14 protein-coding genes are annotated in these 22991 nt (G+C 33.4%); 6 read left to right on the top strand and 8 right to left on the bottom strand.

What is annotated here, in order from left to right:
- Positions 1–6: 6 nt before the first annotated feature.
- From D1816_RS09435 to D1816_RS09410, 6 genes are read right to left on the bottom strand one after another with little or no spacing between them, the layout of a single operon-like run.
- Complete coding sequence (locus tag D1816_RS09435; RefSeq protein WP_118502480.1) at positions 7–996, bottom strand: TRAP transporter substrate-binding protein; 990 nt, start codon at positions 994–996, stop codon at positions 7–9.
- The gene (locus D1816_RS09430) at positions 997–2226 is read right to left on the bottom strand and encodes a DUF4861 domain-containing protein (RefSeq protein WP_118502477.1); all 1230 of its coding nucleotides are present in this window, start codon (positions 2224–2226) and stop codon (positions 997–999) included.
- 28 nt (positions 2227–2254) lie between these two features.
- Entirely contained in the window at positions 2255–3049 is a 795-nt protein-coding gene (locus tag D1816_RS09425) for a gluconate 5-dehydrogenase (RefSeq protein ID WP_066319341.1), read from the bottom strand.
- A gap of 10 nt (positions 3050–3059) precedes the next feature.
- Positions 3060–3902 carry a 5-dehydro-4-deoxy-D-glucuronate isomerase gene (kduI, locus tag D1816_RS09420; protein WP_118502475.1) on the bottom strand — a complete coding sequence of 281 codons (843 nt, stop codon included), beginning with the start codon at positions 3900–3902 and terminating at the stop codon, positions 3060–3062.
- A gap of 5 nt (positions 3903–3907) precedes the next feature.
- Positions 3908–6514 carry a BNR-4 repeat-containing protein gene (locus D1816_RS09415; protein ID WP_118502473.1) on the bottom strand — a complete coding sequence of 869 codons (2607 nt, stop codon included), beginning with the start codon at positions 6512–6514 and terminating at the stop codon, positions 3908–3910.
- Between the two features lie 31 nt (positions 6515–6545).
- Positions 6546–9605 carry a DUF2264 domain-containing protein gene (locus D1816_RS09410; RefSeq protein ID WP_118502471.1) on the bottom strand — a complete coding sequence of 1020 codons (3060 nt, stop codon included), beginning with the start codon at positions 9603–9605 and terminating at the stop codon, positions 6546–6548.
- 193 nt (positions 9606–9798) lie between these two features.
- Between D1816_RS09410 and D1816_RS09405 the strand changes: the two genes are divergently transcribed.
- The gene (locus D1816_RS09405; protein WP_118502470.1) at positions 9799–10977 is read left to right on the top strand and encodes a helix-turn-helix domain-containing protein; all 1179 of its coding nucleotides are present in this window, start codon (positions 9799–9801) and stop codon (positions 10975–10977) included.
- A gap of 4 nt (positions 10978–10981) precedes the next feature.
- Here the strand turns inward: D1816_RS09405 and D1816_RS09400 are convergent, their stop codons facing one another.
- Entirely contained in the window at positions 10982–11887 is a 906-nt protein-coding gene (locus D1816_RS09400) for a DUF1080 domain-containing protein (RefSeq protein WP_118502468.1), read from the bottom strand.
- A gap of 39 nt (positions 11888–11926) precedes the next feature.
- Positions 11927–12796 (bottom strand): helix-turn-helix domain-containing protein, encoded by an 870-nt coding sequence (locus D1816_RS09395; RefSeq protein ID WP_118502466.1) that lies wholly within the window; start codon positions 12794–12796, stop codon positions 11927–11929.
- Positions 12797–12977: 181 nt separating this feature from the next.
- On the opposite strand from D1816_RS09395, the gene D1816_RS09390 reads away from it, so the two are divergent.
- The 5 genes from D1816_RS09390 (at position 12978) to D1816_RS09370 (ending at position 22932) form a co-directional block, all read left to right on the top strand.
- Positions 12978–16184 carry a DUF1553 domain-containing protein gene (locus D1816_RS09390; RefSeq protein ID WP_118502464.1) on the top strand — a complete coding sequence of 1069 codons (3207 nt, stop codon included), beginning with the start codon at positions 12978–12980 and terminating at the stop codon, positions 16182–16184.
- Between the two features lie 3 nt (positions 16185–16187).
- Positions 16188–17693 (top strand): DUF1501 domain-containing protein, encoded by a 1506-nt coding sequence (locus D1816_RS09385; RefSeq protein ID WP_066319360.1) that lies wholly within the window; start codon positions 16188–16190, stop codon positions 17691–17693.
- A gap of 89 nt (positions 17694–17782) precedes the next feature.
- Positions 17783–18892 carry a 6-bladed beta-propeller gene (locus D1816_RS09380; RefSeq protein WP_118502461.1) on the top strand — a complete coding sequence of 370 codons (1110 nt, stop codon included), beginning with the start codon at positions 17783–17785 and terminating at the stop codon, positions 18890–18892.
- An 18-nt stretch (positions 18893–18910) separates the two neighbouring features.
- Positions 18911–20296, top strand: a complete 1386-nt coding sequence (locus D1816_RS09375; protein ID WP_118502459.1) for a c-type cytochrome domain-containing protein — start codon at positions 18911–18913, stop codon at positions 20294–20296.
- Between the two features lie 206 nt (positions 20297–20502).
- Positions 20503–22932, top strand: a complete 2430-nt coding sequence (locus tag D1816_RS09370; protein ID WP_233565225.1) for a glycoside hydrolase family 2 TIM barrel-domain containing protein — start codon at positions 20503–20505, stop codon at positions 22930–22932.
- Positions 22933–22991: the final 59 nt, after the last annotated feature.

The raw sequence follows: 22991 nt of genomic DNA, 5'->3' as shown, positions 1-22991 counted from the left end.
TTTTATTTAATGCATTTCTTTAATCGCTGTGATAAGGTTGATAATTTCTGGTTGATCTTTAAAAGTGGCAATGATTTCTTGAGTTTTTTGTTCAAAAAGAGATTTATCAGGACGTGTAATTTGTACTCCGGCTTTGACTACTGCATCTAAAGATTCCTTTTCTGAAGCAGCCCAAAGTTTACGCTGCTCTATTTTAGATTCGGTACTTGCTTCTTTTAACCATGTCTTTTCTTGTGCAGTCAAACGTTCCCAAGTATCTAAACCAATTACAAGTACATCAGGAATCGAGGTGTGTTCGTCTAAACTATAATATTTACAAATTTCGTAATGTTTTGAAGTGTAAAAACTAGGAGGGTTATTTTCGGCCCCATCAACTACGCCTTGCTGTAAGGCTGTATATAACTCTCCCCATGAAACAAGAGTTGGAGCTCCCCCGAGTTGATTAACCATACTTATGGCCATGTTACTTTTCATTACACGAATTTTTTCTCCTTTTAAATCATTTGGAACCGCTATTGGTTTTTTCTTAGTATAAAAACTTCTGCTTCCGGCATCATAAAAAGTAAGTCCACGTAACCTGAATTTCTGTCCTTGAGTTAATAAATTCTCACCAAGGTGACTATCCAATGCTGTAAAGGCATGTGCTCGGTCTCTAAATAGATAAGGGATTCCGAATACTTGATATTCAGGAATAAAATTTTCTAAGACAGCAGCTGATACTTTTGTGATATCTAAACTTCCTATTTGTAGAAGTTCTAAACATTCTCGTTCTCCTCCGAGTTGACTGCTAGGATATATTTGTAATTGCAGTTTGCCATTAGATTTTTGAGCAAGACGCTCCCCTAAAATTTCCATAGATTTATGTACAGGGTGTTTCGTGTCTAGAATATGAGCTAAACGCAATACACGTACATTTTCTGAATCATTACAGGAAATCAATACTAGAGAAAGTAGTGCAAAAAGAAATCTATTAATGTTGTTTTTAAATATACTCATCTATTCGATTATTATGGGATGAGAAAACTTTTCTAGCGTCTGTGCTACTTCTTTAGTAAAACCTTTTGCTGTTCCAAATTTCGAATTTGAAGCTTCCCAAGCTGATAAAAAATAGAAGGAAATAGGAATGTCGTTTTCAGAATTAAAGGATACATAATGCGTGTTAGTAATTCCAGTCTCTTGCGTGGTAATAGTTTTATGAGTGTTATAAAGTTTTTTATTTAGTAGCAGCGCCATTCCCAGATGATCTCCATTCTCTGATTGCTTTCCATAAGAGTTTAAACTAAAATAATTGTTAACAGTCGTACTATGTAGAGTATTAGGTTTTAGGTTAACAATACCTGCTACTAAATTCATATCAGGTGTTATTCCCGATAAAGAGATATCACTTTTATAATACCATTGCCCTTTATAGATCGAAATCTTATGTTTTGCTTGTATTGGAACCCCTTGAATAGTATCATTAATATACTTCATTTCAAAAGAAGATTTAATCGGTCCTTGTTCCAAAATTTTAAAAGTAGTCCCGTTTTTACCGGTTATTCGGTATAATGAATCTTTTGTTTTTATGGCTATAGATCCTGCTCCAAGAGAGTTTCCAACTTTTAAGATATCCATTCCCCAATCTTCCTTACTATGATAATCTCCATTAATACCTATGTGAGATAGAACTAAGTCAGGAGTTGTTTTGCCAAAAATGTCAATCCCATTTCGGGGGTCAAAATACATACGAAAACCTACCTTGTCATTTTCCCAAGCGGGTCCTTCCATCTGAAAGAATTTTTTTTGAGATGCTGTCCTTGGATCGTTTATGCGTTTGTATTCATTGACTTCAGAAATAGTTGAATTGCTGTCACCAACGCCAAAATGGATATCGGTGGCATTTGGAAATATTGAAGCTTTTGAATTTTCTAAGACAGTATATCTTATTTTTTTAACCTCATTTGGTGCAAAATCAGTAGTAAAAATTAGTTGATCCCATTGCCCATCACCATTCTCGTCTTCTAATTGAAATGGAATAGATGTATTGTTTTCGTCGTAAACAGTTAGGATAGATTTTTTACCAACATCCAGAATATGTGTATTAATCTTTTGTATAGGAATGCGAACTAGTTCATCGATACGTTCAAAATTAAGTGTATTGGTAATCGTAATTACATTTTTAGATATAGGTTCACATCCTAGAACCAGAAATAAGAGTATTAAAAAAATAAGATTATAAACTTTCATTACTATTGATCATTTGGTTATAATATGATTAGTCTTCATTTGAAGGTTTACCAATAGTTGCTAAAATGCCTCCGTCAACATAAAGGATATGGCCGTTTACAAAATCACTAGCTCTGGATGATAAGAAAATCGCAGCTCCTGCCAGATCATTAGGATCTCCCCATTTTCCTGCTGGAGTTCTACCTACAATGAATTCATTAAAAGGGTGCCCATCTACTCGTATGGGTTCGGTTTGAGAAGTTGCAAAATAACCCGGTCCTATACCATTAACTTGAATATTGAATTTAGCCCATTCTGTAGCCATATTTTTGGTAAGCATTTTTAATCCACCTTTTGCGGCAGCATATGCGCCTACGGTATTTCTACCTAATTCTGTCATCATAGAACAGATATTGATTATTTTACCTTGTTTTCTTTGTATCATGCTTTTTACAACATGTTTGGAAACAATAAATGGACTTACTAAATCAATATTAATAACCTGTTTAAAATCGTCAACTTCCATATCAATTAGCGGAGTACGTTTTATAATTCCTGCGTTATTAATTAAAATATCAATAGAGCCAACTTCTGACTCTATTTTTTTAATTGCCGAGATCACTTCTTGCTCGTTAGAAACATCAAATTTATATCCGATAGCATGTATGCCTTCATTTTTATACTCGGTTACAGCAAGATCTATTTTTTCTTGAGATGAGTTTCCGTTTACAATAATAGTGGCTCCAGCCAAGCCGAGACCTTTTGCCATAGCCATTCCCAGCCCATGGGTACTTCCTGTAACCAATGCTATTTTTCCGGAGACGTTAAATAATGAATTTGTCATAATATAAAGGTTATCTTAAGTCGGTGATTTTTGCAGTATCCATATCATTATAATCTAGATTTTCACCTGCCATACCCCAAATAAATGTGTAATTACTAGTTCCTGATCCAGAATGTATAGACCATGGCGGTGAAATAACAGCTTGATGATTTTGCAACCAAATATGCCTAGTTTCATTAACTGGCCCCATAAAATGACAAACAGATTGTTCTTTAGGAACTTCAAAATAAAAGTAAACTTCCATTCTTCGGTCATGAACATGAGCAGGCATGGTATTCCATACGCTTCCTGATTTCAACTCTGTCATTCCCATTTGTAATTGACATGTTTCAACAACACCACTAAGAATCATTTGATATACTGTTCTTGCATTTGCGGTTTCAGTACTTCCAAGTTCTAATTTATTAGCTTGTTTTTTGGTTACAGCTTTAGTGGGAAATGCATGGTGAGCTGGTGCAGAGTTTAAATAGAACTTTGCAGGATTTTTAGCATCATCACTTTTAAAAACTACCTTTTTGCTTCCTTTTCCAATGTATAAGGCATCTTTATAATCGGTTTTATAAGTAGTACCATCAACGATAATAGATCCTGAACCTCCAACATTTATAGCGCCTAATTCTCGACGATCAAGGAAGCTTTTGGCTTTTAAAGGGTCAATAGCTTCTAGTGTTAATTCATTTTTTATGGGTACTGCAGATCCAGCCATATAACGATCATAATGTGTATACACCCAAACAATTTTGTCATGTTGCATAAGATTATCAATCAAAAACTCGTCCCGTAATGCTTTTGTGTCATATTGTTTGAAAGCTTCAGGTCCTGTAGCATATCGCGTTTTATATAATGTATTCATCTGTTTTATTGTTTGATTATGGTTTTGGTAATAGTAGTTCCTGATTTTTCGTAAACTGCCAAAAGATATGTTCCGGGTGCTGTACGTGTATTTAGTTCAAGGCTATTACTTTTATTATCTATTAATTTTTCGATCACTTTTCGTCCCGTAACATCAAATAAAATAGCTTTTTGATATATGACTTTAGGATTTAACTGTATGATTACTTTGTCTGTGAATGGGTTGGGATGTATCCTTATATCATCGAAAAACGTTGTTTTTATTGGGGTAACTTTTGATGTAGTACTTGATGTAAGTTCTAGTCCATTTAATCTTGATTCTGTACCTTGATCACTACGAATGATTAAATCATAATCTTTACCAGCTTCAATAGTGATCTGATATGTAGTTGCACTAGTACTTCCAAGACTTATCCCAGTTTTTAAAGTGGTTAATGGGTTACCAAATCCTGCATCTCTAATTTGAATTTTTACATTACTACTTGAAACAGCAGCATCATAATGCCAGCTTTTTAAAGTATATGTGCCAGCTTCTAAGTTTTTTATTCTAACCCCTATGGCAGGAGTAGCTGCAACACTTCCTGTATTTGCAGCAAAATCATTTAGAATTTGTCCACCTCCAGTAGTCGTACTAGGTTGATTCGAAAAACCAAATAATTGATAAGAAGCACCATTGATAATCGTAGAGTTATTCGGTGTTCCTATTAAACTAGTATATCCGGGTTTAGTGTTTTTTAAATCGGTGTCAATATCGATTTTGGCGATTGGACTATTTGATGGAGGTACGGGATTAATTTTTGTTAAAGAAAGACCATTAAATCGTGTACGGTTACTAATATTATCCTCTTTGGCAATAATTTCGTATACTTTTCCTGCTTGTGCGGTGATTTCGAATTCAGATGGAGATGCACTACTTACTGTAACTGTTTTAATAGGCGCTCCTCCTTGTTCTTTTATGGTTACGCTAACAGTAACTGGGTAGTTTTGATCAAAATGATAACTATTGATTTTGTAACTACCTTCTGGTAAACCTGAAACACGAACTCCTATCATGCCATCATTTATTTCAGGGTTATTAAAAGCAAAATCACTTAAAAGATTATTAGGAGCTCCCGATCTATTTCTCGAATCTGTAGTATTACCAAACAGTGTAAAGTTTACCCCATCATCGATAGCCGTTGAACCAATAGTGGCCATTAATTTTTTATAACCATTTTGTGTAGCGCTAGATGCAGTATTAATGTCTACACCATAAGTAATAGTTGTTGAAGGAGGATTGGTATTGTTTCTATTAATAAATTCTCCTACAATTTTTGTGTTATAGTTTTCATATGTAATATAATCACCATAAAACCATAGAGCAACTCTATCATTTGCATTGGTTATTCCTTTGGGAATAAAAGGGCGTAAATTATCTTTCGGAGAGTTTGTTGTTATGGCTGTCCAGTTCCAACTATTACCTCCATTAACTGTAGTAGCAGAATAGATTTCATATCGATTATTTTCAATTCCCGTAATAGGATTGCGATTAGACGACATAAATATTTCGTTCGTATTATAGGGGTTGGAGGTAATAATGCCTGTATAATCGTCCTCGCCATTGTACAAACCTTTTCCTGCGTCAGAAACAAAATAATTATTCCATTGACTACCTGTCCACCGTGCATAATGATAGGTAATAGAATTAATATTGATTTGTTTTGAGTAGGTTACAACAGGTCTTCCGTTAGTATCGTAATTAATGCTATGGGTCCATGCTCTGGCATTAGTGCCATCAGATCCAAAAGTATATAGTTTGTTTACTTTTGAGACATCGATAGGTGTTCCATTAATTACACTTTGTAAGGTAGCTATGAATGTACCATCAGTTTGATAAATACTACCTTGATTTCCATTCGAATTAGTTTGATAGTAGCAATGATATAAACTATTATTAGCATTTCTAGGATGACCATCGGTAAAGAAAAAATCAATTCGATTTATAGTATTAGATGTATATTTTACATAAGGACGAACGCTTCCATTTCCATTTTTAAATAAAATAATATCTTTTCCATTTCGAAGCGGAGTTCCATTGGCCGTATACTCTTTCCAATTTGGATTAAAGTTATTCGTACGCATAAAATTGTATATTTTACCATTTTCTGCACTTAACTGAAAAGCATTGTTATAAGTTGCTCCTTTATTGTCTGAATCATTTGTGGTTATTTGCGAGATTTGATTACTCCAATCACTTTGTTTAGAAGGTTGATTTACAAGAGAGGTTCTATAGTAATTTTCTTTTTCACGAATATGCGGGCTATAAAATGCCATTATTTTTTCATCTTGTCGAAGCAGTATAGCAGCATTATTATGATCATCTTTTTGTGTCCATGTACTTAGAATTGTTTCACTTCCTATTGTTGCACCAGTTTTAATATTATTTACAGAAAGTGCAACTTTTCCATTTCTTTTAACATATGAGGTGTATAAACGATCATTTTTAAAGGCAGCTCGTTCGTCATTATACCAAGTCCATGCACCATCTTGAGAGACTACAAAATCGTAATCTTGAGCAAATCCTACGTATGTTAATAATAAACAAAATAGGAGCAATAAATTGTTGTTTTTCATGATATTCAATTTAGAGTTTGTGTGTCGTTAGTTATTCGAAACTTAATGTCCTTATCTTCTTTTTGATTTGGATGTCATCTGCTATTGATAATTCCTTTTTTGTAAAAGGTTTTCCAGATTTTTTCCATAGCATTGCAGTTATAAGTTCATTGTTTTTCTGGTTAGGTGTGTAGCTTGTACTAATATTGAGTACGGTACTTTTCTTGGCTTCTGGATGTAAATCAGAAGTAGTTTTTGAAGTAATACTTTCCCAACCTTTTACTGGTATTAATGCAAGTTGATATATGCCATTATCAATAATGTGAACCTCTTTATTATTTATTTTTTGGACAGAAGTGTTTATATATCCGTTAATATGGGGGAGACTGTAATGCCCCAAGATTAAATCCAAGGGTTTTTTAGCATTGATTCTATCAACACGTAAAATTCCATTTTTTAGAGGTATATCAGCAAGATTAATAGTAACATCTTTAATAATTTCTGATTTTAAATCTCGATAATAAATACCATCTTTGAATTTTTTGAAGGTGTATAATCTACCGGGTTCATAGGGTATGGTATCGACACCGGTTTTAAACATATAATTCATTGAGACGATACCATTGGGATCATCGGCTTGCCATGGAAAAGCACTATTGTAAGATAGCTTATTGTAGTTTTCGCTTCCGCGGAAGGGTTCTTTGACTCCGGTAATGGGTACATCACACCAAGCTCGGATTTCTGAAGCCCCGATATCAGCATAGTTGGTAAGCATAATTTTAGAAGTTTCAAAAAACTTGTTGTGTACTTTGTCTTTTACTAATTCATCTTCCCAAGCGCCATCATTTTCTGTAGCATTCCAAAACTCGTTATCTTTTGGTAGCAATAGGCTAAGAAAAGCTTTACCCATCCAAAATACGCTTCCACGGCAGCTATAGTATTGAGTAGCGGGATCAAATTGCCCATAAAAACCTAAGGTTGGAATATTGTCTTTTAAAAATTCTGGATGTTGTAAGAATTGAGATAAAACACCAGATGAGATACGTCTCATCCAGCCCCAGTTGATATCTTTTGTTTCTTCGGGATAAAAACCTAGAAACGGAAATGGGCTTATAGACGCAATTCGATAGCTGATACTGCGGCCCCACATAATCATTTCTCCATTTTTACTAAACATATAGGGGTAGGTGTCCTTTATATCAAGAAAATTAGATTTAAATTTTTTAGCAATTTCTGGGTAGTGTTCATTTCCGAATACTTCAGACCAATATGCGGCATACATTTGGAATGCCCACATGCTGTAATAATCATAGGCGGGATTATCATTATACCAACCATCATCGCGATAGTGATCTAAACTTTTATTTAAATAATCGACCAGTAATTTTTCATTAACATCATACCCTTGACTTTTAAAAAAACTTAGAACAAAAATGTTGAAAAACTTCCAGTTAGAAGGTACCGTAGCACCGTCTCCGTAACTGATCATTTTTCGTGCTAAAATGTCTTTTTGCTTTTGAGAAAGAGGATCCCAAACTACTTCTGGTATTGTAAAAAAAGAAATTGCTAATGCACCAAACTCTACTAAGGTTTGTCCTGGCCAGTCCTTATCTTTATCTTTTATAAATGAAGGGTGACTTTCGTTAATTAAATTGAGAATATTATGACGATAATAGTCCGCAATTTTAATATTGTTTATGGTTAAATCAGGATTTTCTTTTAATAAAGGGGCGGCTACAAAAAGTGTTCTGCATAACCCTTCTAGCTTTTCTACTGGTATTTGCCAATCTCCTCTGGGATATGAGACTTTCCCTAATTTTGGAAATTTTAAAGGGTCATCAATATCATGAACATATGAAAAGGCTCCTTCGAGTATATATTTTGCCATGTCTAGCCAATGCTCTCTTGTCATTCCTGTTTTTGGGCTTTTTTTGTAATCGGGTTTTGAAATTTGATATATTCGTTGTCCTCCATACATGGTATAAACTTCGGAACCTGCTGCTAGAAAAGCTCCAGTACCATACACTTCTGTCTGATCTTTAAAAGATTTATCTGGCCCTGCTCCTATGGGTTGAACATAACCTAACATACCATCTGCTGTGATATGATTGTTAAGAGCATTCCAAGCTTTTTTAATATGCGGTTCATAAACTTTACGGTCTAATAATCCATGATTTACTCCCCAAGCTAGTCCAAAAGTAAAAAATGAAGTACCGCTAGTCTCAGGTGTTGGATAATACTTTTGATTAAGTAAACTCATCGACCAATGCCCTTGCGGAGTTTGAATTTTAATAAGCTTCTTAGCCATTTTTAAATAGATGTCTTTAAAATATTCGTAAGGTTCTGAACCTGGTTCGTATTCATCCATTAGTAATGTTAGTCCTCCAAATACCCATCCGTTTCCTCGAGACCAAAAGATTTTGTTGCCATGATCTAGTTGATCTATAAAACTATTATCTCTAAAAAATAAATGTTCATCCTTATCAAAGAGATGTTGTTTTGTAACCTCATATTCTTTGAGCATCCAATCGGTATATTTTTGATCCCCTGTAATTTTAGATAGTTTTGCCCATACTGGAGGTCCCATAAATAGTGCGTCACACCAAGTCCAGCGTTCTAAATGTTTATAGTTATCTAAAGTAATTGGTTGTTGACTTGGGTTTTGCATGATCCAGTCTAGACGCTCTTTAGTGGGTGTAATCATTGTAGTGTCTTTAAATTTTCTAAATAATTCTAGAAAAGTTTGTCCTACAACATGGTCATCGGCCATATATTTTCTTTGGTGTAGCTTCCATTTTTGCTTTTTACCAATAGTATTTAACCATTGCCAGTAGCGATCGTCTTTTGCCATTTTAGCAAATTTTGTCATTCCCACATATAAAGCTCCATTAGTCCAATCTGCAATATGGTGAGGTTTATCTCTGCCACTATATGTTTCTCTAAAATGATCAATTTGCCAATCGGCAACCCTTTGCATTTGTTTTTGTATAGATATAGGAGTAATATCTCTTTGAAGATTAGAGTCGATTTTTTGTGCGTTACTCAAGAAATAAGTAAACAAAATAAAAACAATTAAAGTGCTGTTAATTTTCTTGGTCATTTGTAGTTTCATTGAAAAATATGTTTTTAACCTAATCAGAATAAGTAAATAAAGTTGTCATTATATTTTTATGACTTTTAGAATAAACTTGCTAACTATTCAAGAAAAGTACTTAAAAGATGCAATAATCATTATATTTAACCTTTGGTTAACGGTAGTTGTAACGGTTAAATAAAGATGTTTTGTAGACTAAATTGTGTTAGAAATGAGTGTGCTTTCAGATGAAGAAAAAATAATACTATTAGATGATATTCTTGAGAGTAGAGTATTTTCTAAATCTCCAACTAGTAAGAATTTGCTTAGTTTTTTAGTGAAGTCTACAATAGCTAAGAAACAATTAAAAGAGACTACAATAGGACTAGAAATTTTTGGAAAACAGTTTCTGGATCAAAACAATTCTTCTAGTATTAGAGTAAATATCTATAACCTTAGAAAAAAATTAGAAAAATATTATGAAAATGAAGGAAAAGATGTAAAATGGAAAGTTATAATCGATAAAGGCCAGTACTATACTTCTTTTATTCAAAATAATACTAGTAAGTCTAATTTAAAGGATTATAAAAAATTGTATAGAGTATCAAGCTTTGCAGCGATTTTTTTGCTTGTTATTTTGGGTTTTGTGATTGCTAAAATATTGTATACACCTCCTACTATATTATGGAACTCTTTTTTTACCAATAAAAAAGAGACGACATTAATTGTGGGAGATTTTTTTGGATTTATGGCAGAAACTAAAACTGGACGAATAGGGTGGAATAGAGATTATCAAATCAATTCATTAGATGACTTCTATGGATTTCAAAAGGAAAATCCTGATTTTAAGAATAATGTTTTTCCGGCGAATTACTCATACATTACTGAAATGGGATCTATTGCAGTCTATCGTTTAACGAGACTATTTGATTCTAGAAATAAAGACTTTTCGATACGGTTTTCTACAAAGTCTACTTATAATGATATTAAGGAACATAATTCTATTTACATCGGGCCCACAAAAAATAACAATAAGTTTATTCAGTATTTTAATGAGAGAAATGCCTTTTTTTCTATTCAAGATCGAAAATTAAGATATAAAAATATAGAAAAGAGTAAGGACACAATTTTTAATCTCGATGTAGAAGGAACAGCATCAGAATATGCTATTGTATCACGATTAAAAGGAGCAGATGATACCGAACAATTTTTGTTTTTTTCTGATCATGATATGGGGGTTATTGCTACAGTCGAATTGTTTTGTAATCAAAACAAAGCAAAACTGTTTACTAAAGAATACCTCAAAGACTCTGATACTTTTACAGCATTGTTTCGTGTTACGGGTAAAGAAAGAACAAATCTTAATCTAGAACTTATAGCTATTGATAGTGTATATCAGCTACCGCAATAATACCTTAATACGTACAGGCCTTAGGAAGATTTTTTATATAGTAACTTTTATAATTTGTTGCTTTAGGATCCATACACCCACATAAATTTAGAAGTTTAATATTTTTAAAATCTATAGGATGACTTTCTGCTTGAAGTGCAATATAACCATTGGTTAAAATGGTCCCTGCTTTTGACAACCAATAATCTAAATCTCTTTCTATTCCAAAGTTACCTAAATTAGTTTCTTTGCTCTCGGCACTATATTTACCTCCAGTAATTTGTGGCTTTTCAAATCTTAAAACCATATCGCCATTTACTTTAAACTCCATATATTCACCGCCCATTATGATAGCATCTATATGAACCCATTGATCCCCATGATAGGTTTCTGATGTAGAATTGATACAATGGGTATAATCGACTATCCCATCTATTTCTACCGCTGTACCAGGAGTACAAACATTAGCTGTTGTTCGTTTCCCTTTATTTAAACCTCCTAATGTTTGTAATTCTATAGAGACTGGGAAGTCTTGGTTGAGTTCATTGCTTATAGCAGATTGCGAATGTAACATAACGCCACTGTTTCTTATATTCCAATGTACTCCGCCTTGTAATTGTTCACCAGTAAATCGATAATCAAAACTTAATTTATAATAGGAAAAAGGTGTTTTATAATATAAATGCCCAAAAGAGTTGTCAAAAGTTTCATAATTATCATACTGCACTCTAATCATACTATCTTGAACAATAAAAGTCTCTTTATAATTATGATTTAATTCATAACCAGAGATTTTAATATCCCAATCATTAAGATCTGTACCATTAAATAAAGATATCCATTCCTCTGTATGAATATTATTTTTTGTTTTCTGATTACATGCAACTATAGATATTATGATACCTATAAAAATGATGTGTTTATTCGACATTTTTTTTAATTTATAGTATACTATTGAAAAAATTTGTTTTTAGACTTTCATTTGTTCTCGCCTAAAATTTCCTGGAGTCTTACCAGCATGTTTTTTAAAGACTCTTGAGAAATATGATAAATTTTCTAACCCTACCTTTTCTGCTATTTGTTGTAGCGAATAGTTGGTGGTTAGTAAGAGTAATTGAGCTCTTTCTACTCTCTTAGATTGCATATATATATTTGGCCGCATACCAAATTTGTCTTTAAAGATTCTCGAAAAATAATCTGTACTCAGGTGGCAATAGGATGCAAGTTCAGAAATAGTAAGTTCTCGATGTAAATTTTCACCAATATAATTCAAAACCTGACTTAAATTATAGCCAGAATTTGTTCTTACGGTACTATCAGATGTATCTTCTATAAACCTAGATAAAAGTATATTAAGAAAACCTCGTGTTTCAAGAAAAAATGCAGCAGATAATTTTTCATTTTTTCTTTTGAAGTGTAATAATGTAGGTCTGTTGTCATATACCTCTGGGTCATCATCTATTAGAGCTCGATTTGGGTTAATTTCTAATAAACGTTTAAAATATTCGAGATCAGGTGGAGTACTTTCAATTTCATAAATGAAAGATTTTAAATTAAAAATAGACAATCCATTTTTTATTTCTTCAAAGAAACTAATGTAGTATTGTTCATGATATTCATCGCATTTATATCTACTATATGTATAACTGGGGATTAAGTACATATATCCAGGTTTTAAAGAAAACTCTTTTCCGTTATGATATACTTTTGCAGAACCTTTAGTGATATAGTACATTCTGGTAAATGGACTAATAACATTATCATAATTCCAGTGAGAATCTAAATGTGCATACCCAATATTGAGTAGTGAAAGTTGTAAAGATTGTAATACTTTATGCATTAATAAGATCTTTTAAATCATATAAAAATAGAAGAATTTTTAAGTAAAAGTCGTTTTTGTAATAAAAAAAAAGCTTTATTTGGTTGAATAGGTCGGAAATGTACATTTTATGGTCTTTTTTGAACAAAAGTTTTCATTAAATTACCTACTACATTTGGTTATACAATTAATTTTAATGTAGATGTTAGTATTTAGAGGGATTTTATTAATAGCAATTTTAACAATTGTTTTTTCTTGTGGGGGACCGGATATACCAGAAACGATAGCTTTAGAATATAAAGAATTACCTGATAAATTAGATTTCAATCAAGATGTAAAACCTATTTTATCAGATAAATGTTATTTGTGTCATGGTCCAGATAAAGCAAAAATATCTGCAGGATTACAATTGCATAGTGCAGAGACCGCTTTTTCTGAACTCCCTGAGTCACCTGGTAAGTATGCTATTGATCCTGGAAGTCTAAAAAAATCGGAAATGTTTTATAGGATTATTTCGGAAGATCCTAAAATAATAATGCCTACACCTGAGTCACATTTAACTCTTACAGCAAAAGAAAAAGCTATTTTAATAAAATGGATAGAAGATGGAGCAGAATATAAAGATCATTGGGCATTTATTCCTATAGAAAAAACAGATCCACCTAAAGTAAAAGCAAAAGAATTGGTTCGTAATCCTATTGATAATTATGTGCTTTCTAAATTAGAAAAACATCAATTATCATTTACAAAAGAGGCTGATAAGGAAATACTCTTACGACGTTTATCTTTTGATTTGACAGGTATGCCTCCGACGGTAAAAGAAATAGATGATTTTTTGAATGACTCTAGTGCAAATGCCTACGAAAAACAGGTAGATCGATTATTAGCTTCAGAACGTTATGGAGAACAAATGGCTCTGGAATGGATGGATGTAGCACGATTTGCTGATACACATGGATATAGTGTTGATCGGTACCGCGATATGTCTCCATGGCGAGATTGGGTTATAGATGCCTTTAATAAAAATCAACCTTATGATCAGTTTATTACATGGCAACTTGCGGGAGACCTTTTAGATAATCCAACAAAAGAAATGAAACTAGCCACCGCTTTTAATCGAATTCATCCACAAAATATGGAGGGAGGTATTGTTAATGAAGAATTTCTTATAGAATATGCTGGTGATAGAGCAACAACTACAGGACAGGCGTTAATGGGACTTACGGTAGCATGCGCAAAATGTCATGATCATAAATATGATCCAGTTTCGCAGAAAAATTATTATGAAATGACTACATTCTTTAATAACATCAATGAATCTGGTCAAATTTCTTGGAACGATGCCTTGCCAACACCAACAATGCTTTGGACAACAGAAGAAGAAGAAAAGATGTTAGAATATATGGCAAACTTAGTAAAAGAGAACGAAACTGAGGTTGCCAAGACGACTCAAGAGTTGATGCCAAAAAGCCATCAATGGATAGCTAGTAAAAGTTATGCAGGTATAAAATTATCAAACAAAGGCTTAGTAGGTTCATATGATTTAAACAACACTTCACTAGTAAACAGTATACGAACATCACAAAAGGGTACAATGAAGCGTGAGTATACAGAGGGACAACCTATAGATTTAGTAACAGCAAGAAAAGGGAAAGGTATAAAATTTAATGGTGATACTTGGTTAGACTTAAAAGAAGTAGGAGTTTTTGGTCGTCATGAACCTTTTACCGTTGGGGTATGGGCAAAAATACCTGAAGAAGTTACCGATGGAAATATATTTCATAAAAGTGATGGAGCTATTCTACATGCGTGGCGAGGATATCACCTTAAAATTGTAGACAATAAACTAGAAATTTTAATGGCTCATACAGGTCCGGACAATGCAATTAAAGAGCATACTAAAATTGAAATTCCTAAAGATGTTTGGACGCATTTTGCAGTTACATATGATGGATCTAGTAAAGCTACAGGATATAAGGTGTATATGAATGGTAAAGAGTTAGAAACCGAAGTTATTGTTGATAATTTATATAAGAACATCTTATTTGGCCGAAAAAAAGAACCAGCACTTCAATTTGGAGCTCGATTACGAGGTAAAGGGATTCCAGACGGTATCATGGATGATATTAGAGTATATAACAGAGAACTTTCAGGTATCGAAATGTTGCAGTTAGCAGAAAATAAAGAAGTACATACGCTACTTGCAAAATCTCCAGAGGCTTTAGAATCTTCAGAAAAACTATTACTACAACAATATTACACCTTGAATGCTTCGTCAGTAAAAGAAAAATATGCAAAACTTACAGAAGTACGAAAAGCATATGTAGATAGTATAGAGCCAATTAAAGAGGTCATGATTATGAAAGAATCAGAACCAATACAGGCTTATGTTCTTGAGAGAGGTGTATATGATGCAAGAGCAGAGGAGGTATTTCCTAGTACTCCAGAATTTTTACCACCAATGTCAGAAGATACACCTAAAAATAGATTAGGTTTTGCAAAATGGTTATTCAAAAAAGAACACCCATTAACATCACGTGTAGCGGTAAACCGCATGTGGCAACACTTTTTTGGAATAGGTTTGGTAAAGACTTCTGAAGATTTTGGAAATCAAGGTGAACTGCCTAGTCACCCACAATTATTAGACTATTTGGCGGCTAATTTTATGGAAAATGGATGGGACATGAAAGCTTTTAATAAAATGCTGGTAATGTCTGCTACGTATAGACAAGATTCGAGAGCATCACAAGAATTAAGAGATCTTGACCCAGAAAACAGATTATTAGCGCATGGTCCAGCTAAACGAATGACCGGAGAAATGCTACGAGATAACGCTTTAGCAGCAAGTGGTTTATTAAGTGAAGAAATAGGAGGGGAAAGTGTACATCCTTATCAACCACCTGGATTATGGAAGGTAAACGGAATGACCTATAAAGCAGATACAGGAGAAAAATTGTATAGACGTAGTATGTATACTATCTGGAAACGTTCAGTGCCGCACCCTACTCTGGCAACCTTTGATGCACCAGCTCGAGATGTATGTACTATTCGTAGACAGGAAACAAATACACCATTGCAGGCATTGGTATTACTTAATGATCCTACTTATATCGAATCAGCAAGAGTTTTGGGTAAAAAAATGGCAGATACTGCAGATGCCCAAAAAGGAATTCAATATGTGTTTAGAAGCTTAACAGGAAGAAATCCAACTCAAAAAGAATTAAAAGTTTTATTGGATCTTAAGAATACAGAATACAAGAAATTTGTTTCTGATGATACAAAAATGAAAGGTTGGTTAAACTCTGGTGAATTTAGATTAGAAGACAATGACGATAAGGCTTTAATAGCCGCAAATGCAATAGTAGCGAGTACCATTATGAATTCGGATGCTACAATAACAAAAAGATAAAGTATGTGTGATCATCATGATAAATTAAGGTCAAATAATAAAGATCTTCAAAAGGTAGAAAAGATGTTTGACCGTAGAGAGTTTTTAACTAAAACATCTTTAGGTTTAGGTGCGATCGCACTTGGTGGATTATTAAATGCTGATAAGGCATGGAGTAATGTTAAGAATAATGTGAAACCTGATCTGGAAATGTTTAGTAGAAATGGTCTTGGTTTACCGCATCATATGCCAAAAGCTAAAAGAGCTATCTATTTATTTCAAAGTGGGGGACCTTCACAATTAGAACTATTTGATTATAAACCCAAACTTAAGGATTTGTTTGGGCAAGATCTCCCAGAATCGGTTCGTCAAGGACAGCGACTAACAGGAATGAGTGCAGATCAAACTACATTTCCTATTGCCGCATCTACTATAGAATTTAAACAGTATGGTGAATCTCGCGCTTGGGTAAGTGATGCAATGCCATATTTATCCGAAGTTGTAGATGATATCTGTTTTATTAAATCAATGCAAACAGATGCTATTAATCATGATCCGGCAATAACTTTTTTTCAAACAGGAAGTCAACAACCAGGCAGACCATCGATAGGTTCATGGTTAAGTTATGGATTAGGTTCTGATAATGATAATTTGCCAACTTTTATTTCTCTGGTTTCCAAAAATGGAGGAGGACAACCATTGTATTCACGATTATGGGGTAATGGATTTTTGCCTACAGAACATCAAGGCGTACAATTTCGTAGTGGTAAAGACCCAGTTTTATACCTTTCCGATCCAGAGAATTATGACGGGCATGATCGTCGTAATATGCTAGATTATTTAGGAAAGCTTAATAGTATTCAAAACGACTCTTACGGTGATCCAGAAATTAATGCACGTATGTCACAATACGAAATGGCATTTAGAATGCAAACGTCTGTTCCTGAAGTAACCGATATGAGTGATGAACCTGATTATATTTTTGAAATGTATGGTGAAGATAGTCGTGATCCAGGGACTTATGCTGCAAATTGCCTGTTGGGACGAAAACTATTAGAAAAAGATGTGAAATTTGTACAGCTTTATCATCAAGGATGGGATCAACATCTTGGGTGTCCAGGAGGTGTGAAAATGAATTCTAAAAAGACAGACCAAGCTAATGCAGCATTAATTAAAGATCTTAAACAACGAGGAATGTTTGAAGATACATTGATCATTTGGGGCGGTGAATTTGGAAGAACTGTATATTCTCAAGGAAAATTAACAGCTTCTGATTATGGTCGAGATCATCACCCAAAAGCGTTTACAATGTTTATGGCTGGAGCAGGAGTAAAGCCAGGTTTCACATATGGAGAAACAGATGATTTTAGTTATAATGTGGTTAAAGATCCAGTGCATACGCATGATTTTCAAGCAACACTGCTACACTTATTTGGGATAGATCATGAACGATTAATTTATAAGCATCAAGGACGTCGTTTTCGATTAACAGATGTTCATGGTCATGTTGTAAAGGATATTTTATCATAAGTAAAGTAGCCGTATTATAAAACGATATCAAGTTATATCAAGCCCTTAAGAAACAATCAATACAAATTGTATAAAAAAATCAATAACAAATGAGCTCTAGAAGAAACTTTATTAAAAATACTATGCTTGCAGGTACAGCATTATCTGCAACATCTTCCTTCGGGTTTAATATTTTAAAAGGAATTGCTCCAGACGATAATCAAATAATTGGTCATGGAGATTTTAAATATAAAGTGCATAGAGATTGGGCAAAAATGAGTGTGAGTCAAAACCCTATTTTCAATTGTCATGAGATGCAAATGGACTCTAAAGGGCGTTTACTCATGATTGGGGATCATACTGCTAACAATATGTTTGTTTTTGACAAATCGGGTAAATTATTAGACACCTGGGGGACTCGTTATCCTGGCGGACATGGATTAACCTTGCATGATGAAGGAGGAGAAGATGTGTTGTTTATATGTGATTCAGGATGGGGACAGGATAAAGAGGGAGTCTGGTTTGAACAAGGAGGTGTAGTACATAAAACTAAAACCGACGGAAAACTAATATTTACTTTTCCGGATCCTAGAACAATAGGCGTGTATACTCATGATATGAAATATATGCCCACAGAAACATGTGTTGCTCCAAATGGCGATGTATATATTGCCGATGGGTATGGATCCAATTATGTACTTCAGTTTAATCATAAAGGAGAGTTTATAAGAAAGTTCGGAGGGATGAAGAATGAAAATCCTGCTCATAATTTAAACCAAACACATGGTGTTGCGATTGATTACCGAGATAAAAATAATCCCGTTTTGGTTTGTACTTCAAGAAATGAACATTCTTTTAAATGGTTCACTTTAGATGGGAAATATATAAAAACAGTACATATGCCAGGAGCTTTTGTATGTCGACCAGTATTAGATGAAGGTAATATTTATGCAGGTGTATGTTGGTCTACTACTAGAGAAGGTAAGAATTGGGTACGTGATACCGGGTTTGTAACCATTTTGGATGAAAATAATAAGGTAGTGTCAAATCCCGGAGGTGAAGAGCCTGTTTATAAAGATGGAAAACTTCAACAAATGTATCAAGCTAAAAAGCCGACTTTTAATCATGGCCATGATGTATTCGTTGATGAAGATAAAAGTTTGTATATCTGTCAATGGAATGCCCATAGAACACCTCCAATTAAATTAGAAAGAGTATAATCGTAGGAATTAGAATTTATGAATGAAGTATCAGATATTGTATTGTTTTTTGGACGATTTCATCCTTTAGTAGTGCATTTACCTATTGGTTTTTTGTTTTTTGCCTTTATTCTGGAAGTTTATGGACGCTGGCAAAAAGATGATAAAATCAAGTCAGCTATACCATTATCATTATTTTTAGGAGCAATTAGTGCATTAGTAGCTTGTGTTTTGGGATATATGTTATCCCTTAGTGGGGATTATGATCAAGGTGCTTTAGATACTCATTTTTGGTTTGGAATTGCAACAACCGTTATTGCTTTTGGGGCATGGCTAATTAGTAGCCGAAAATTAAAAGTAGAAGTATTAGAAAAAGGTAAAGCATATATAGCGACACTTGCATTGATAGTTGTGCTGTTAAGTATTACAGGGCATTACGGAGGGAATTTAACCCACGGATCTGATTATTTGACTGCTTATTTACCTTTTGGAAAGGAACAGAAAGAAAAATTAGTTGCCGTAACAAGTATTGAAGAAGCTCAGGTTTTTAATCATCTAGTAAATCCAATTTTACAGGATAAATGTGCAAGTTGTCATAATGCGTCTAAAAAGAAAGGGCAATTGTCTTTTGCAAGTAAAGAAGCCATACTAAAAGGAGGTAAATCAGGTGCTGCATTCGTTGCAGGTGATGCTGGCGCTTCTGAAATGATTAGACGGGTGTTGTTGGATACTCATCATGATGAATTTATGCCTCCAGAAGGTAAAACACCACTGACCAAAGAAGAAATTGCAATTATTGAATATTGGGTTAATACAGGCCAAGGCGATTTTGAAATTAAATTCGGTAATATAGAATCAAGTGAAGAAATAAAACTTGCAGCTACCGAGATGCTAGGTTTAGATGCAAGTACTAAAGAAAGTATGGCTTTGGCAAATGTTCCTTCGCCTTCAGAAACAGATATAAAAACCTTAATAGATGCAGGTTTTAAAATACGAGAATTAGTTGCTGATTCAAATCTATTTGATGTTATTTTACCGGCGGGTACAATTAATCAAGAGAATATTACTGACGTAAAAATAAAATTAGAACTTCTTAAGCCTTTAAAAAAGAATATTATTTGGCTTTCTGTAGGTGATAATAATATCTCGGATAATGATTTAAGTATTTTCGATGGTTTTGAGAATTTACAGTTGTTAAAACTAGAAAAAAACCCGATTACGGATAAAGGAATATCCTTGTGCCCAGAATTGAAAAAACTAACAGCACTAAATCTTTTTGGAACTAAGGTTTCTAAATCCTCATTAGAACTATTAAATAAATTTCCGAAATTAGAAAAATTGTACGTTTGGAATACGAATATCACAAAAGAAGATGTGCAAGCTTATCGAACTCAAAATAATTCTGAAGTTACTGTAAATTTATAGTTAAAGAAATTTAAATACGTTATAAAATAACTCTAGTTTTTAAAAATGTACTAATATTTTGTATAAGAAAGATTAACGAAAACAAATTCATAAGTTTAAGTAGAAAATTAAATAAATAGTTTAATTTTTTAAGAGATAATATGTTTCTTGTATGCAATAGTGATTTATGCATACAAAATTATCCTTTGATTACTAAAATTATACTTATGAATTCCTACTTAAAGATGCTAAGTTGTTTTCTGATAGTTACTTGTTTTATCAGTTGTAAAGACACAAGAATTCATACTGCTAAAACATGGAAAATCAATGATGGATGGAAATTTATACAAAAAGATGTACCCAATGCAAAGGAAATTAATTTTGATGATAGTACTTGGACTACAGTAGAGTTACCACATGATTGGAGTATTTCAAAACCTTTTTCTAAACAAAACCCTTCCTTCTCAAGAGGTGCTTGGCTCCCTACAGGGATTTCATATTACAGAAAGCATTTAGATATATCAGATATTGGAACAGATCAAAAAGTATTTGTTCATTTTGAAGGAGCATATCGAAATGCCGAAGTATGGTTTAATGCACATTATTTAGGGAAAAGACCTTCTGGTTATAGTGCGTTTGAATACGAGATCACCAAATTTATAGATAGAACATCAAAAAACATTCTTACTGTAAAATTAGATAATTCAGAACAACCTGGATCTAGATGGTATTCTGGTAATGGAATTTATCGTGATGTTTTTTTAAAGGTTAAAAACTCTATTTATATTCCCACATGGGCTACGTACGTTACCACGCCAAAAGTATCAAAACAAAGTGCAATTCTTAATGTTAAGTCAGAGGTTGTTAACGTAGATGATAAAACTAGAAAACTTGAACTTAGAGTTTCGGTTTTAGATACTAGGGGAAAAGAGATAATTCAAGATCAAAAATATATAGCTGTACAAGGAGGTAAAAAGTATGCCTTAGATTTAGATTTAGAAATTAAAAAGCCCCTTTTGTGGCATATAAATGATCCTGATCTTTATAATATTAGATTAGAGCTTTTTGAAAAAGAAAAAAGTATAGATAAGGATTCTGTTAGGGTTGGTATTCGTAAAATGGAATATACTGTTGATAAAGGTTTTGTATTAAATGATAATCCGATAAAAATAAAAGGAGTTTGTTTACATCATGATGCGGGACCATTAGGAGCAGCTGCTAGAAAAACAAGTTATGAGAGACAAATTCGTATTTTGAAAGAAATGGGAGCAAATGCGGTTCGAACCGCACATAATCCCTTTGATTCAGAGTTTTTAGATACCTGTGATGAAATGGGAATGCTTGTTATGAATGAGGCGTTTGATGAGTGGGAAGTGGTAAAGAAACCGCAGACATTTAGAGAAAAAGGAAATAAGGTAAGAATTCCAGTTAAATATTATGCGCATTTATTTAAAGAATGGGCTAATAAAGACTTAAAAGATTTTATACTTAGAGATCGAAATCATCCCAGTATTTTTATGTGGAGTATTGGCAATGAGATTGATCAAATGCGAGATGAATCTGGAGTTGCCATTGCTAAAAGGCTTATGGATATAGTTCATCAATATGATAACCGACCAGCAACATGTGGGGTAAATGGATACGGTTGGGGTGATTGGCCACATGAACCAGCGGTGGCTCAAATAGATATTCCAGGCTATAATTATGCAAAAGGCGAAAATTATGATAAAGAACATCGTGATTTTCCTAATCGAAAAATGATTGTAACCGAACATACTTCGGCCCAAATGATTGCAAATAGAGGCGAATATTACCCTTTTAAAAGCGTGGAATCTTCTTTGCAATTAGATTTGCTTATATCGCATACAGATACTCAAAAATTTCTGAAGAATAGAAAAGCGTATGAACAGGGCATGAAAGCATGGATAGATGTTAAAAATAGACCTTTCGTTATGGGAGAGTTTATTTGGACAGGATGGGATTATCTCGGAGAAACTATTCCCTATTCTTGGCCTGCGAGATCGTCTAGTTTTGGTGTTGTAGATTTAGCGGGGTTTCCTAAGGATGGATATTATTATTATCAGTCGCAATGGACAAGTAGTCCAATGATTCACTTATTTCCTCATTGGAATTGGCAAGGACATGAAGGAGAAAAAATGCATCTAAATGTGTTCTCAAATACGCAAGAAGTAGAGCTTTTTGTTAATGAAGTTTCTCAAGGAAGAAAAACAAACGATTTAAATAGTACCAAAATGTTAACTTGGGAAGTGGTGTATCAACCTGGTAATGTAAAAGTTGTGGGATACAATTCAGGAAAAATGATAACTCAAGAAACATTAAATACAGTTGGTGATATTAGCTCGTTAGAACTTGAAGTAACTGATAATACCGAAATTACATATATAGAAGTAAAAGCCTTGGATAAAGATGCGAACTTTATACCAACAGCAAATCATAAGATAAATTTTAAGATTGAAAATGCCGAATTATTGGGTGTGGCAAACGGTAATAATCGAAGTCTTGAACCCTTTGTAGCTTCTTTTAGAAAACTTTATAACGGTAAAGCAATCATCATTTTGAAAAAAAGCAACTCTAATAAACCTGGAAAAGTTATTGTAAGTACCGATGGAATACCAGAGGTTGATATCACCTTTTAACAGAAGGTAATTGTAACGATAATTAATTTAAGATCTAAAAATGTTTTTTCTATAATTCT

The sequence above is a fragment of the Aquimarina sp. AD10 genome, from assembly GCF_003443715.1.
GTDB lineage: Bacteria > Bacteroidota > Bacteroidia > Flavobacteriales > Flavobacteriaceae > Aquimarina > Aquimarina aggregata.
This window is presented reverse-complemented; position numbering and strand designations above follow the sequence as displayed.

Bases quoted from the DNA above. Each gene is read 5' to 3' on its own strand.
- D1816_RS09435 (WP_118502480.1), bottom strand. From the start codon at position 996: ATGAGTATATTTAAAAACAACATTAATAGATTTCTTTTTGCACTACTT.
- D1816_RS09430 (WP_118502477.1), bottom strand. From the start codon at position 2,226: ATGAAAGTTTATAATCTTATTTTTTTAATACTCTTATTTCTGGTTCTA.
- D1816_RS09425 (WP_066319341.1), bottom strand. From the start codon at position 3,049: ATGACAAATTCATTATTTAACGTCTCCGGAAAAATAGCATTGGTTACA.
- kduI (WP_118502475.1), bottom strand. From the start codon at position 3,902: ATGAATACATTATATAAAACGCGATATGCTACAGGACCTGAAGCTTTC.
- D1816_RS09415 (WP_118502473.1), bottom strand. From the start codon at position 6,514: ATGAAAAACAACAATTTATTGCTCCTATTTTGTTTATTATTAACATAC.
- D1816_RS09410 (WP_118502471.1), bottom strand. From the start codon at position 9,605: ATGAAACTACAAATGACCAAGAAAATTAACAGCACTTTAATTGTTTTT.
- D1816_RS09405 (WP_118502470.1), top strand. From the start codon at position 9,799: ATGAGTGTGCTTTCAGATGAAGAAAAAATAATACTATTAGATGATATT.
- D1816_RS09400 (WP_118502468.1), bottom strand. From the start codon at position 11,887: ATGTCGAATAAACACATCATTTTTATAGGTATCATAATATCTATAGTT.
- D1816_RS09395 (WP_118502466.1), bottom strand. From the start codon at position 12,796: ATGCATAAAGTATTACAATCTTTACAACTTTCACTACTCAATATTGGG.
- D1816_RS09390 (WP_118502464.1), top strand. From the start codon at position 12,978: ATGTTAGTATTTAGAGGGATTTTATTAATAGCAATTTTAACAATTGTT.
- D1816_RS09385 (WP_066319360.1), top strand. From the start codon at position 16,188: ATGTGTGATCATCATGATAAATTAAGGTCAAATAATAAAGATCTTCAA.
- D1816_RS09380 (WP_118502461.1), top strand. From the start codon at position 17,783: ATGAGCTCTAGAAGAAACTTTATTAAAAATACTATGCTTGCAGGTACA.
- D1816_RS09375 (WP_118502459.1), top strand. From the start codon at position 18,911: ATGAATGAAGTATCAGATATTGTATTGTTTTTTGGACGATTTCATCCT.
- D1816_RS09370 (WP_233565225.1), top strand. From the start codon at position 20,503: ATGAATTCCTACTTAAAGATGCTAAGTTGTTTTCTGATAGTTACTTGT.